Genomic DNA, 12,928 nt, shown 5'->3' with positions numbered 1-12,928 from the left:
CGTCAATTAAGGATTTTTCTGATGTGTTGTAAAAAGACAACATGAGAAAATGCGTTAACTTTTTACAACATACCGTTTAGGAATCATAGCTTATGCCAACCTTACGCAAATTGCCCATTCTAATGGCCTTGGCCAGTTTAAATATAGCCTTACCAGCTCATGCACAGGAAGAAGAGGATTTCTCTCTGGACGAGCTGGTTGTTACCGGCACCCGCTCGGGAACACCAATATTGGATTTAGCGGGTAATACCGGCAGAATTTCAGAAGAAGAAATCGATCTGGTGCGCCCGGATCACATCACCGAAATCGTCAATCGTGTCAGTGGTGTCAATATTCAGCGCGGTAATGGTCAGGAGCATCTGACGTCTATTCGTTCGCCAGTGTTAACCGGTGGTGCTGGTGCCGGGTCATTTCTGTTTCTGGAAGATGGTATTCCATTACGCGCAGCGGGCTTTGCTAACGTAAATGGTCTGTTTGAAGTTAACTATGAACAGGCTGGTGGAATTGAAATAGTGCGTGGTCCGGGCAGTGCTTTGTATGGTTCTAATGCCGTCCACGGCTTAATCAATGTATTGAGTCGCGCCCCCTCTCTGGATCTTGAGCGAGAAATTGATCTTTCCATTGGGCCACACGATTTATATCAAATGAAAGGTACAGTGAGCGATACCATTGGACAACATGGTTACCGCCTAAGCGTAAATGGAACAACTGACGGCGGGTATGTCAGTGACTCGGGCTACGATCAGCAAAAAGTCAGCTTCCGTCATGATTATTATGGCGATATCGACAGCTTTAAAACCTTATTCAGTCATACCAATCTTAATCAGGAAACCGCTGGCTATATCACTGGGTTTAAGGCTTATGAAGATGAAAGTCGCTCGCGTACCAATCCCAATCCAGAAGCCTATCGTGATGCTAAAGCGACTCGTTTATCCACCGAGTGGGAGCGTCAGTTAACAGATACCTCCACTTTTAGATTGACGCCTTACCTGCGTCATACCGAAATGGAATTTTTAATGCATTTTCTGCCTGGGCAACCGGTTGAGAATAACAAGCACAGTAGTGTGGGACTTTTAGCTGCTTATACCAAGGATCTGGATGGTGGTCACAAAGTTATTTTTGGGACTGATTTTGAATATACGGAAGGCGAGTTATCAGAAGTACAGTTCAATCCAAACCCATTTGGGAGCAATAATTTCCTCCCGGGTGTTCATTATGATTATGAGGTGGATGCAACCGTGCTGGCACCCTATATTCATAGCGAATGGCAGGTATTGGACAAAACCCGTGTAACTGCTGGCGTCCGATACGAATACACCAAATACGATTACACAAATAACGCGAATTCACGGACGTATGGTGATCGATACTTGAGACCTGACAGCGGCAAAGACACCTTTAGTAACCTAAGTCCTAAACTTGGCTTGGTGCAAGAGTTGTCTGATGATACAGCAGCATTTATTAATTATGCCCGTGGTAACCGCGCACCACAGACTACCGATTTGTACCGTGCTCAGATTGGGCCTTCGCGTACCGGTGAAGCTGATTCAGAGTCTATTGATAGCATTGAGATCGGGGTTCGTAAGGTGGGTGAGGGCTTGCAGTATGAGATAGCTGCATATCATATGAAGAAAGATGACTATTTCTTTACTGACACAAACAACGAAAATGTTCCCAATGGTAAAACAAACCATACAGGCCTAGAGCTTGGCGTATTTTACCCTTTCAACGAATTGTTCGATATTGGTGTCAATGCCACATTCGCCAAGCATGAATATGACTTTAATAAGCCGGGTAATGAAGTCAATATCGAGAAAGGCGACTATTTAGTGACTGCGCCTAAAAGAATGGGGAATATTCGACTGGGTTGGAATGTAACCCCAGACACTCGTGCTGAACTAGAGTGGGTGCATATGAGTGAATATTACATCACTGATGGCAATGACAAGAAGTACGACGGCCACGATGTGTTTAACTTACGGGCGTCCCATGATGTCACCAATAACCTGACGCTTTACGGAAAAGTACACAACCTGTTTAACACGGAATACGCTGAACGCGCTGATTTTGGTGGCGGTGGTGGTGGCGATTATCGCTATTTTGTCGGTGAAAAACGTTATCTGCATGTCGGAGCAAGTTACTCTTTCTAAGATAACGATAAGCCAAACCAAAAAAGCGGTGGTTGAATTTTTAGCCACCGCTTTTTTTATATTAATCAATAAGGCTTTTATTGACGATGGGATTTGCGAGCTTCCAGTCTTCGCAAAAATTCACGCATTATATCGTCGTATAAAGCAGGTCCTAGATAAGCATCTTCCACGCCGCTGTCGATACTGGGGTTATCGTTGATTTCAATTAACACCACCCGGCTACCACTTTGTTTGATATCGATGCCATAAAGACCATCTCCAACCAATTTAGCCGATTTTACAGCGATTTTCAGTACTTTTTCCGGAACTTCAGAAATCGGCACCGCTGCTGATTTACCTGAGTCCGTGCCTTTTTTGGTGTTGTGGTTATAAATCTGCCAATGACCTTTACTCATAAAATACTGGCAGGCATAAATTGGTTTGTTATTAAACACGCCAATACGCCAGTCATAATCGGTAAACATAAATTCCTGCAACAGGATTATCGCCGATTGCTGGAAAAACTCTGCTGCATTGCTACGCAGTTCTTCGGCATTGTTGACCTTGATAACCCCTTTGGAAAAAGCGCCATCAGGAATCTTCATTACCAAAGGGAAAGTCGCTTCAGCACAGATTTTTTCCAGACCGGTTTTATCATTGCGATAGAGCAAATGTGATTCCGGCATCGGCAAATTATGCTTTTCCAAGAGTTCTTTCAGATAGATCTTGTTGGTGCAGCGAATGATTGAAGTCGGATCATCAATAACGACCAAACCTTCGCTTTCAGCGCGGCGGGCAAATTTATAGGTGTGATTATGTATCGCCGTGGTTTCACGGATAAATAAAGCGTCATATTCAGCAATACGGATATAGTCTCGCGGCGTGATCAGTTCGACATCAATACCGATACGTTTACCACTGGCGATAAAGCGTTTTAATGCGGTGGCATCACTGGGTGGCATTTTTTCATCAGGGTTATGCAGAATGGCCATGTCATATCGGTATTGGCGACGCTTAGAAGGTTTGCGCCATAACTTATGACTGAATGCATCCAAAGCATTGGCGAAGTTGTCCTGCTCACTGTCGCTGAGCTGATTAAGCGGAGCAGCCTTGATAGCAGAGATTAACCAGTGACCTTTATGGCTGAACTCGATTTCGATGATTGGGCAGGGATACTGTTCAAAAATCTGTCTTGCCAGCTTCTGCAGGCCTTTAAATTCACATTGCCCAAAAAAGACTTTCAGCTTGAAACTGGTTTCAGATTGTTTATCACTGGCCGCAATGACTTTATCCAGCTGGGTTCCGAAATCCGATAAATCGTAGGCATAAAGACTTTTACGGGATAAGTCATTAATGGTGCGCAAACTCGGCATCACCCGATGGCCTCGTGCTTCAGCGACCATGGAGCAGTAATAGCCGGGGCTTAAATATTCAAGACCGTGACAGAGGTTAATAATTTGCGCACGCTCACTCGCACTGGGGGAAGGGGTTTGCAGATAATCATCCACTGCGATGACCTGCGCGCTGGGGAAGTAAGGTGCCCAGTCTTCGATATTTTCAAGAATTATCAAATGGTTAGTCATATGACTTTAGCGTTGCTCCGAATCAGATTAGTCAGACGATTTGTGCATCATAAAGTGATTGTGTCATGGTTGAGATAAATATTTTTGCCACTATGCTGATTATCTGGTCAAAATCATAAAAGTCGCCTATTCTTCGCCGAATTTTCATCTACAGGAGAGTTGTTGCCATGTATGCAGAAGCCGTTCTGAGTGTGTTTTCTCAGCGCTATGCTGGTGCACGTGACAAGTTCATATCAGCAGTGGAAACAAGCTCCATTGTAGAACGGGTCAACAATATTATTCACCCGCTTCGCGGGCCAAAAAACGAACGTTTGTTTTGTGATATTGCCTGGGCTGGCAGCCCCAAGGCAAAAAATATTCTGGTACTGGTTTCTGGCGTTCATGGTGTTGAGGGGGGAGTAGGCTCAGCAATTCAATCTGATTTTGTGGGACGTCACCGACGGTTACCCGCCGATGTGTGTGTTGTTATGGTGCATGCGTTAAATCCCTGGGGATTTGCCTGTGCCAGCCGAAATGACCATGAAGGCATCGATATCAACCGTAACTTTGTTGATTTTACGGCTAAGCTTCCAGACTCTGCTGATGCGATAGCGATATGGGAAAAGCTCAGTAAGCAAAAGGACGCAGTGGATATGATTGGGGAGCAGCGAGAGCAGTTTGATAAGCTCAGCCAGGGCCAATACAGCAAAGCCGATGCGCTTTATTTTGGTGGTGAACAAGCCAGCTGGTCACGTCAAACCATTGAAGAGCTGGTCGCACAACTGAAACCAGAAAAACGCGATAACGTTATTGTTATAGATATTCATAGTGGACTCGGACCTTATGGATATGGCGAATTAATCTGTGATCATCTTCCTGAAACTGCCGGTCAAAAAAAAGCGCGGCAATTATTTGGCCCGACAGTGACCGAACCGGCGCTGGGTACGTCTACTTCTGGTGTTAAGTACGGTTTGCACGATTATTTCTGGCATCAGCAAGGGAGTAACGTGTGTTTTCTGACATTGGAATTCGGTACTTTTAGCAATCAACAAATGCTTAAAGTGCTGTTTGCAGATCAACAGTTACAACAATCCGGCAAAATCGATTGGTCCGACCAGAAAACGCTGGATATTAAACACGCAATGCAGGATTTTTTCTGTCCTGATGAAACTCAATGGCAAGAGCTGGTATTGTTCCGCGGGCGCCAGGTCATCGAAATGGCCCTGGAGGGTTTGACCACTAATGCAACAGGCAGTTAATCAACAGGTTGATCCAATAACCTTTCGTGCAGCCACGTTGGCCGATGTAGATGCGCTGCTGGCTATCGAAAATATCTGTTTTGACAGCGATCACCTCTCCCGCCGCAGTTTTAAATGGATGATCAACAAGGCCAACGCGTTATTACTGGTCGCCGAGCAGCAACAAAAATTGATGGGCTATGTGCTGTTGCTATATGCCCGGGGCACTTCGCTGGGACGCATCTATTCGCTGGCGGTATTACCTGAATATCGTAATCAGAAAATTGCCCGGGCTTTGATGCGTGAAGCCGAGCAGGCGGCATTGACAGCAGGCCGCAGTTTTATTCGACTGGAAGTACGGCCCGATAATGCTGGTGCGATAAAACTTTATGAAAGTCTAGGCTATCACCAGTTCGAAATCGTCACTGACTACTACGAGGATCATGCCAACGCCCTACGTATGATGAAGGTGTTGCAACCGCAACCGGAAGAACTGCATCAGCAGGTATTTCATTATTCACAAAGCACCGATTTTACCTGTGGCCCAGCCAGTTTGATGATGGCAATGAAAACGCTGCAACCGGTCATGCATCTGGATCGGGGGCTGGAATTACAGTTATGGCGTGAAGCTACCACCATATTTATGACTTCCGGACACGGTGGCTGTAGCGCGCAGGGTCTGGCTCTGGCGGCATGGCGACGTTATTTCAACACTACCTTAATCACCAATAGTAATGATGTGCCGTTTGTGAACGGTGTACGTAGTGAAGATAAAAAAGCGGTGATGGAATGTGTGCATCAGGACTTTATGCGACAGCTGGAAACCTCGGAAGTCGAGCAGCAGATGCGGCAAATCGATGTGAATTTACTGCGTGACTATCTGAACCAGGGTGCACTGGCAGTAGTGTTAATTAGCTCATACCGGCTCAATCAGAACAAATCACCGCATTGGGTGGTGCTGGTATCGATTTCAGATACCTTTGTCTATTTTCATGATCCGGATATTGATTGGGATGATGACAAAACCCTCACCGACAGCTTCTACGTTCCGGTGACTCATAAAGAGTTCAATCGCATGTTAGGTTATGGAAAACCCCGTTATCAGGCGGCTGTGATTTTACACTCGACAAAATAATCCTTAAGAACTGCTGCGTGATTAATCTGTCACTTCAGTACAGGAGAAACCTATGCTCGATAAACTCAAACAACTTTTACAGCGAGAATTGCTTGACGATAACGATTCCGGTGATGCTGCACATTTATCCGTGAAGCTTGCAGCCGCTGCGTTAATGATAGAAGTCATTGCTGCTGATTATCATTTTAAAGATGAAGAGCGGGACACGTTGCTATCCATTTTGCAGAAACGTTTTTCACTTGATAAAGATGTGGCAGAAAGTCTGCTCACTGAAGCTGAACACGCACACAAATCTGCTACAGATTATTTTGCCTTTACCTCGGAAATCAATCGTCGTTACAGCCAGAAAAAGAAAATTGAATTGATCCATATCCTCTGGCAATTAGCCAATGCTGATCAGGAAATCCATCAAATAGAGCAGCATGTTATTCGCCGTATCAGTAACTTGTTATACGTCGAACACCGTGACTATATTGCCGCTAAGCTAGCGGCAACCGGGCATTCATGAGTCGTAAATTCTTAAATTAAGTGTTTAGTTGAGGCTTTTTTAAATCGGTGTCATTGTCTGTTAAAGCAAAACAATATTAATGCGTCTCATTCTCCACTAAACAGAAAAGATGTATCGAAATTGTTTCGTTTTGCGCAGTGTCTTACAACGCTGTTTGAGAATAAAGTTGTGTTCATACTAAAGGTGCAACCCAGGACTGAACAGTTAGGTGATGCGGTGATCATATTAATGCGTATGGTTAAATAGTAATGTATGCTATTCGCATTTAGGGGCCTTAATGGATTTGGATGAAACCTGCATTAAACTCCGAAGAGAAGAAAGATTGTGGCGTTCGTTAGCGATATTATTTCTCCTTGTTAAGGTATCAGCAGCAATACGAATGATGAAGTGCTGTTAAATTGACATGGCGAGAGATGGTCGTTATGAAACCTGATTATTAATGGCCTTATAAGCATCAGCGATTAACTGACAACCGAGGTTTTAAGGATTATGTCTCATTCACATTTTGAGGCCCTTTACAAAACACATCACAATTGGCTTTGGCACTGGATTAGAAAGAGACTGGATTGCGCAGATCAGGCCAGTGACTTGACGCAAGAGACTTTTATCAAGGTGTTAATTCAGGAGCGTGCTATCGAGTTGCGTGCACCCAAAGCTTATCTTAGCAGTGTTGCCCGCGGGCTTTTAATAGATCTATTTCGTCGGCGTAGTGTCGAACAAGCTTATCTGGATGCACTGAAAGAACAACCCGAACAAAATGATATCTCAGCTGAAACACGCCACAGTATTATTGAAACCTTACTGGAAATTGACCGTATGCTCGACAGTTTGAGTGAACGGAGCAGGCAGATTTTTTTAATGGCTCAGCTTGATGGGCTTTCTTATACTGAGATTGGTCGTCGGCTTGGAATTTCAGTCAATACTGTGCGAAAGCATTTTATCCGTGCTATGACGCAATGTTTATTGATGATCGAGGATTAACTGGTTTTAATCAATGGAAATTAATGCTGAAATTCTGGAAGAAGCGGTGACGTGGTATTTGGATTTAAACTCCGCTAATTCAGATGACTCTCTGCATGAAGCCCATACAAGATGGTTGGAATCAAATCCTCTGCATCAGAAGGCTTGGCAACGAGTCGAAAAACTACAAAAAACAATGGACAGGCTTCCCGGTGAAATCCGTACCGGAACGATGGATAACGTGCGACGCTCTCGAAGGGAAATGATTAAGGTTCTTACGCTAATGTTGATGGTCGGTGGTGTTGGAACCGCATGGACAAAAAAAACAACAGTTTATGGCTTTGTGGCAGATTATCGGACGAGAGTTGGTCAACAACGCGATATTTTTTTGGCTGATGGCAGTTTAGTCAACCTCAATACCAACACGGCTTTTGATGTTAATTATGATAATGCAATACGCGAATTAACGCTCCACTATGGTGAAATACAGATCGCCACAAGTGAGGATAAACAGGCCCGGCCATTTATTGTGCGAACCCGGCATGGACAAATCCGGGCATTGGGAACGCGTTTTCAGATCCACTGCGACGATGATAAAACCCAGGTAGGCGTATTTGAGCATGCTGTTGAGATCATGCCGGAAAAAATGCTTGCCAAACCTATCAGACTGCAAAGCGGCCAGCAGGCCGGCTTTACCTTTGATCGTTATGGTGATGTCCGAGCGTTGCCAGATACGGCCGCTGCCTGGACGCAAGGTTTGTTAATAGTCAGCAACTGGCGTTTGGATCGTTTTATTAAAGAGCTAAGTCGTTATCACAAGGGCGTATTGGATTACGATCCTGCTGTTTCAGCTTATCGAATTTCGGGCTCATTCCACCTCAACGATACACGTGCTGTTCTGGAAAATCTCAGCGGTACCCTGCCGGTCAGAATCCACTATTTCACGCGTTTCTGGGCCAGAGTGGAGCCTGCTTAACAGCGGTCTTTGCAATTCCTATCATCCGCAGATTTCGCAGATTAAGAAAAGTAGCATGACTTATAGAAAGTTGGCTATGGAGCCCATTTGAATGGAGATAAGCCGAAACAGTTTTTTCAATTGAATCGGCATAATTTGTTGATAAATATTGTTACTCGTAGCTGTGGTTAATGATCTTGGGAGGCATTCTTCAACCCAATCTGTGAACTGCTTTTGAGGTAGCTTTTGTAAAAAAACTAAAATTAAGTGTTGTTGATTTTGATTCCTATTCGGCCTGTTAGATAGAAACGTTGTAAATCAACGTAGCAACTTAATCGAAAAAACAGGAAATGGAATGAAAAAACAACATGCTTTCTGGAATAAACTCAAACCACTTAATCGCCATTTACTGGCAGCAAGCATTGTTAGCAACATAGTGCTGACGGGTGGTGTAATGATAACGCCTGCTTATGCCCAGACTGCGTTGCAGCAACAGCGCATTACTATTGCTGCAGGATCTCTGGAGTCAGCTTTGATCCAGTTTTCAGTGCAGAGCGGCATCACGGTCTCTTTTACCCCCGATATCGTCAAGGGGCAGACTGCTGCCGAATATACCGGTAGTTATGTGCCCGAAGAGCTGCTCAGCAAGCTGCTGGTAGCGAGCGGCTTGCAGTCAAAGCAGCTCGAAAATGGCAGCTATACGCTGGTTAAGCGGCTACAGCAGGCGCAAGCGTCGGTGGAATTGGAGACAGTAACGGTAACGTCTTCCAGATTCGGTAGAACGATGGATACCCTTTCTCGCAGTGTGACAACCATCGACAAAACAGCCATTAAGCAACAACAGGAGATGTCGGGTAACGTGGCGGAAATACTCGGTAAACTGGTGCCCGGCATGGCCCCGTCGAGTGGCACTTTAAGTAACTCATCACAAACTTTGCGGGGGCGAAAGGTTCTGGTGCTGATTGACGGTGTACCGATGAACACCAACCGAAATGTCTCGCGGGATCTTTTCAATCTCACTGCATCGAGTATCGAGAGTATTGAAGTGGTGCGCGGCGGCAGCTCTGTTTATGGCGGTGGCGCGGCAGGCGGTATCATTCATATCAATACAGTCAAGGGCGAAGCGGGACCGGCAAGCTTTGAGACCAGCCTGTCTGGGGGTAGCAGTCTGACGCAACTTGACTCAGATAGTTTGTCGGGGAGACTGGATCAGAAAGTCAGTGGCAAACAGGGTGCGGTGGATTATCTTTTGTCGTTTTCCGGTGAGCGGGTGCAAAGCTTTTATGATGCGGATGGTGCAAGAATTGCCCCTGAACCCAGTCAGGGTGACCTGATGGATACCGACAGTCTGGATTTACTCGGCAAGCTCGGCTACGATTTTGGTGATCAACGACTCCAGTTGACGGCCAGTTTTCTTGATGCCGAACAGGATACGGACTTTATCTCTGATCCGGCGGTCAGAGCCTTTCCCCCTGGTGATGTACAGGCACGATCGCTAAAAGGACTGCAACTGGATGATCAGACTGATCGGCAGAATCTGATTCTGAATCTGGATTACAGCAAACAGGATTTGTTCGGCAGTACCTTAAATTCTCAAATCTATTACCGTGACTACGAAACCCGTTTCTCGCCATTCGATGGGCGACCCTTCGGCAGTTGGAACAACCTCGCGCAGACCTTTCTGGAGTCCGAGGTTTACGGCGGCCGCCTGACCTTTGATACACCTCTGTTTGATATGGCCCCCGTTGATGCCACGCTGCTCTGGGGTGCAGATTTTAACCATGAGGAAACTGCTCAACCGGCCACCCTGTTTGATGGTGATGCCTTTGATTCTTCAGGTGGCACCCATTTTATCGTAACCGATTCAGAACGCACGTTCGTGCCCGAGATTAAGACCGAATCCTATGGTGTGTTTGGACAGCTCGAACTTTTCCCGGCCGATTGGCTGATCCTGCGTGGTGGCGTACGTCATGAATGGGTGGATGTCAGCTTTTCGGATTACACCACTCTCGGGCAGGGTAATTCGATCGAAGGCGGGGAGCTGGACTATTCAGAAACCAGCTATAATTTCGGCGCGGTCGTCACACTCAGCGAAAGCATTGATGTTTATGCCGATTTTTCCCAGGCATTTGAACTACCGGATATAGGTCTGTTATTACGACTGGCGCCAGCTGGATTTAATGTTGATAACCCTAATCTGGATCCTAACATTACCGACAGCTACGAAATAGGTATTCGGGGAACAGGGCGAAAATTAAGCGCCAGCCTTGCCGGCTTTTATAGTGAATCCGATAAAGGTCGTATATTCATCGAGAATTTCTCCGTCGCGCAGGATCGTAGCCGCGAGCAGATCTACGGCGTGGAAGCAGCGATGGATTATTCCGTCAATGATCGGCTGAGTCTGGGGGGCACATTTACTTGGCTTAAAGGAGAGCGGGAGAATCCCAGTGGCGGTAGCGATCTCGCTCTGGACAGCTTACGCATCCCGCCATTAAAACTGACAGGTTACCTCCAATACAGTCCTTACGAGTGGTGGAATGTACGTTTGCAGGCGCTGTATTCGGGCCATCGCAATGATGCTTTCGACGATGGCGTTGATCGACTTGAAGTCGATAACTACACCACCGTCGATCTGCTTAATACCCTCAACGGACGTATGGGAACACTGAATGTCGGCATTGAGAATCTGTTGAACAATGACTACCAGACTGTTTTCGGTCAGTTGCTACGTGACGGGCAGAACACCAGCAACATCCCGGCACGCGGAGCAATGCTTCGCGTTTCTTACTCTTTCCAATGGTAGAAGCCCAGGCCCTGGATCACTTTTTCCCCGGTTAAAATGGTGATACAGGGCTTATTCATTTAATCCATAAGTATTGTTTTTCTATGCTTGTCAGTTAATTGATAAGACGTTAATGTATCTCATTCTCATTAACTGTAGTTTGCCCACGACGTATGCCTCCAACACAATTGGAAACCATTTATAAAGACCATCATAATTGGCTTCGGGGATGGCTATATCAAAAAGTTGGTTGCGATCAGCGTGCCGCGGATCTGGCGCAAGATACGTTTGTTCGTTTATTGCAGGCTCAACACAAACAAACAGACTTTACTCCAGAACAGCCTCGGGCCTATCTGCGTACCGTTGCCAACGGGCTGGTGATTGATTACTTTCGTCGTCGATCACTGGAAAATGCCTATCAGAATGCCTTGGCTAATATGCCGGAAATCACCATGATTTCGGAAGAAGAACGGCTGTTAATTCGTGAAACTCTGGAGCAGCTGGACGCTCTGATAAACCGGTTGCCAGCGCGTGTCAAAACCATCTTCCTGTTATCGCAGCTGGAAGGGCTGACATATGCACAGATTGCTAAACTGACCGACGTTTCATTAAGTACGGTAAAACGCGATATGCAACAGGCGTTTATTCACTGCCTGACATTATTATGGTGAGCGACATGGAGGCCAAAGTCCCGCCAGCACAAATCATTGCCGAAGCAGCTGACTGGCTGGTCAAAATACAGGAACAACCTTTAACTGCAAGTGAACAAAATCAGTTACAGCAATGGTGTGCGCAAAGTGCTGATCATCAACGTGCCTGGCAAGCCGCTCAACAATTAAATCAATCCTTTGATCAAGTGCCAGAAAAACTAGGTCTTTCTGTATTGAGCCGAAAACAGGCTCAGCGGCGTAACCTTATTAAAGCCATCAGCGCATTGCTTGTTATTCCAACCGGGAGTTGGCTGGTCTATCAACATTCACCCATATCATCCTGGACCGCCGATTATCAGACGACGACCGGAGAATTACGTGAAGTCATGCTGGCAGATGGCTGCAAGCTGATATTGAATACCCGCAGCGCGGTGAATGTGTTGTTTGATGAAAACCAGCGACTCATTGAACTGCTGCAAGGTGAAATCCAGATCACAACAGCCAGTGACGTATTGGCCCGACCCTTATCAGTCAGAACAGAACATGGGCAAATTCATGCTTTGGGAACGGTGTTCACGGTGCGGTTAAGTTCAGAATATTCTCAGGTAGCCGTACAGCAGGATGCAGTAGAAATTCATACGGCTGCGACGGATAAGCTTCAACGCATCACAGCAGGCCAGCAAAGCCAGTTTTCCAAAATGGAAATTGAGCCTGTCACAGCAAGCACATCATCAATTGCAACCGCTTGGACGCAAAAACAATTGATGGTCGACAACCAACCTTTAGGCGAGGTTATTTCCGAGTTATCCCGTTATCGTCGAGGATGGTTGAGATGTGATCCAGCAGTGGCAGAGCTGCGGATATCCGGTGTTTTTCAACTCAGTGATACCGATATTGCTCTCAGCAACATTGCTCACAGCTTTCCGGTCAGCGTGGTATATCGCAGTCCATATTGGGTAACTGTGACGAAAAATAAATGAACCTTTTTTTCAGCTGCTTCGGCATCAGT

General features: G+C 45.9%; 10 protein-coding genes. 9 read left to right on the top strand and 1 reads right to left on the bottom strand.

The window, feature by feature from the left end:
• Nucleotides 1-92: 92 nt before the first annotated feature.
• A complete protein-coding gene (locus Q7A_RS00975; RefSeq protein WP_014705446.1) occupies nt 93-2,150 on the top strand; it encodes a TonB-dependent receptor in 2,058 nt (685 codons plus the stop codon).
• A gap of 77 nt (nt 2,151-2,227) precedes the next feature.
• On the opposite strand, the gene Q7A_RS00970 is transcribed toward Q7A_RS00975, so the two are convergent.
• Complete coding sequence (locus tag Q7A_RS00970; RefSeq protein ID WP_014705445.1) at nt 2,228-3,712, bottom strand: RimK family alpha-L-glutamate ligase; 1,485 nt, start codon at nt 3,710-3,712, stop codon at nt 2,228-2,230.
• A 167-nt stretch (nt 3,713-3,879) separates the two neighbouring features.
• Here Q7A_RS00970 and Q7A_RS00965 point away from each other — a divergent pair, with 167 nt between their 5' ends.
• The 8 genes from Q7A_RS00965 to Q7A_RS00930 all read left to right on the top strand — a co-directional run bounded on the left by Q7A_RS00965 (nt 3,880) and on the right by Q7A_RS00930 (nt 12,899).
• Nucleotides 3,880-4,950, top strand: coding sequence for a DUF2817 domain-containing protein (locus tag Q7A_RS00965; protein WP_014705443.1), 1,071 nt, complete (start codon nt 3,880-3,882; stop codon nt 4,948-4,950).
• Nucleotides 4,934-6,064, top strand: coding sequence for a GNAT family N-acetyltransferase/peptidase C39 family protein (locus Q7A_RS00960; RefSeq protein ID WP_014705442.1), 1,131 nt, complete (start codon nt 4,934-4,936; stop codon nt 6,062-6,064). The genes Q7A_RS00965 and Q7A_RS00960 overlap by 17 nt, the downstream gene beginning before the upstream one ends.
• A 52-nt stretch (nt 6,065-6,116) precedes the next feature.
• A complete protein-coding gene (locus Q7A_RS00955; RefSeq protein WP_014705441.1) occupies nt 6,117-6,572 on the top strand; it encodes a tellurite resistance TerB family protein in 456 nt (151 codons plus the stop codon).
• A 489-nt stretch (nt 6,573-7,061) separates the two neighbouring features.
• The gene (locus Q7A_RS00950; protein ID WP_041354182.1) at nt 7,062-7,553 is read left to right on the top strand and encodes a sigma-70 family RNA polymerase sigma factor; all 492 of its coding nucleotides are present in this window, start codon (nt 7,062-7,064) and stop codon (nt 7,551-7,553) included.
• Between the two features lie 13 nt (nt 7,554-7,566).
• Nucleotides 7,567-8,508 carry a FecR domain-containing protein gene (locus tag Q7A_RS00945; RefSeq protein ID WP_014705439.1) on the top strand — a complete coding sequence of 314 codons (942 nt, stop codon included), beginning with the start codon at nt 7,567-7,569 and terminating at the stop codon, nt 8,506-8,508.
• Between the two features lie 334 nt (nt 8,509-8,842).
• Entirely contained in the window at nt 8,843-11,290 is a 2,448-nt protein-coding gene (locus tag Q7A_RS00940; protein WP_014705438.1) for a TonB-dependent receptor domain-containing protein, read from the top strand.
• A 152-nt stretch (nt 11,291-11,442) separates the two neighbouring features.
• Complete coding sequence (locus Q7A_RS00935) at nt 11,443-11,940, top strand: sigma-70 family RNA polymerase sigma factor (protein ID WP_014705437.1); 498 nt, start codon at nt 11,443-11,445, stop codon at nt 11,938-11,940.
• Nucleotides 11,941-11,945: 5 nt separating this feature from the next.
• Nucleotides 11,946-12,899: a FecR domain-containing protein gene (locus Q7A_RS00930; protein WP_014705436.1), complete on the top strand. Its 954-nt coding sequence runs from the start codon at nt 11,946-11,948 to the stop codon at nt 12,897-12,899.
• Nucleotides 12,900-12,928 lie beyond the last annotated feature (29 nt).

This window comes from Methylophaga nitratireducenticrescens, from assembly GCF_000260985.4.
GTDB classification, from domain to species: Bacteria; Pseudomonadota; Gammaproteobacteria; order Nitrosococcales; family Methylophagaceae; genus Methylophaga; species Methylophaga nitratireducenticrescens.
This window is presented reverse-complemented; position numbering and strand designations above follow the sequence as displayed.

What these genes read in the sequence shown, in the direction of transcription:
- Q7A_RS00975 (WP_014705446.1), top strand. Translation starts at nt 93, where the DNA reads ATGCCAACCTTACGCAAATTGCCCATTCTAATGGCCTTGGCCAGTTTA.
- Q7A_RS00970 (WP_014705445.1), bottom strand. Translation starts at nt 3,712, where the DNA reads ATGACTAACCATTTGATAATTCTTGAAAATATCGAAGACTGGGCACCT.
- Q7A_RS00965 (WP_014705443.1), top strand. Translation starts at nt 3,880, where the DNA reads ATGTATGCAGAAGCCGTTCTGAGTGTGTTTTCTCAGCGCTATGCTGGT.
- Q7A_RS00960 (WP_014705442.1), top strand. Translation starts at nt 4,934, where the DNA reads ATGCAACAGGCAGTTAATCAACAGGTTGATCCAATAACCTTTCGTGCA.
- Q7A_RS00955 (WP_014705441.1), top strand. Translation starts at nt 6,117, where the DNA reads ATGCTCGATAAACTCAAACAACTTTTACAGCGAGAATTGCTTGACGAT.
- Q7A_RS00950 (WP_041354182.1), top strand. Translation starts at nt 7,062, where the DNA reads ATGTCTCATTCACATTTTGAGGCCCTTTACAAAACACATCACAATTGG.
- Q7A_RS00945 (WP_014705439.1), top strand. Translation starts at nt 7,567, where the DNA reads ATGGAAATTAATGCTGAAATTCTGGAAGAAGCGGTGACGTGGTATTTG.
- Q7A_RS00940 (WP_014705438.1), top strand. Translation starts at nt 8,843, where the DNA reads ATGAAAAAACAACATGCTTTCTGGAATAAACTCAAACCACTTAATCGC.
- Q7A_RS00935 (WP_014705437.1), top strand. Translation starts at nt 11,443, where the DNA reads ATGCCTCCAACACAATTGGAAACCATTTATAAAGACCATCATAATTGG.
- Q7A_RS00930 (WP_014705436.1), top strand. Translation starts at nt 11,946, where the DNA reads ATGGAGGCCAAAGTCCCGCCAGCACAAATCATTGCCGAAGCAGCTGAC.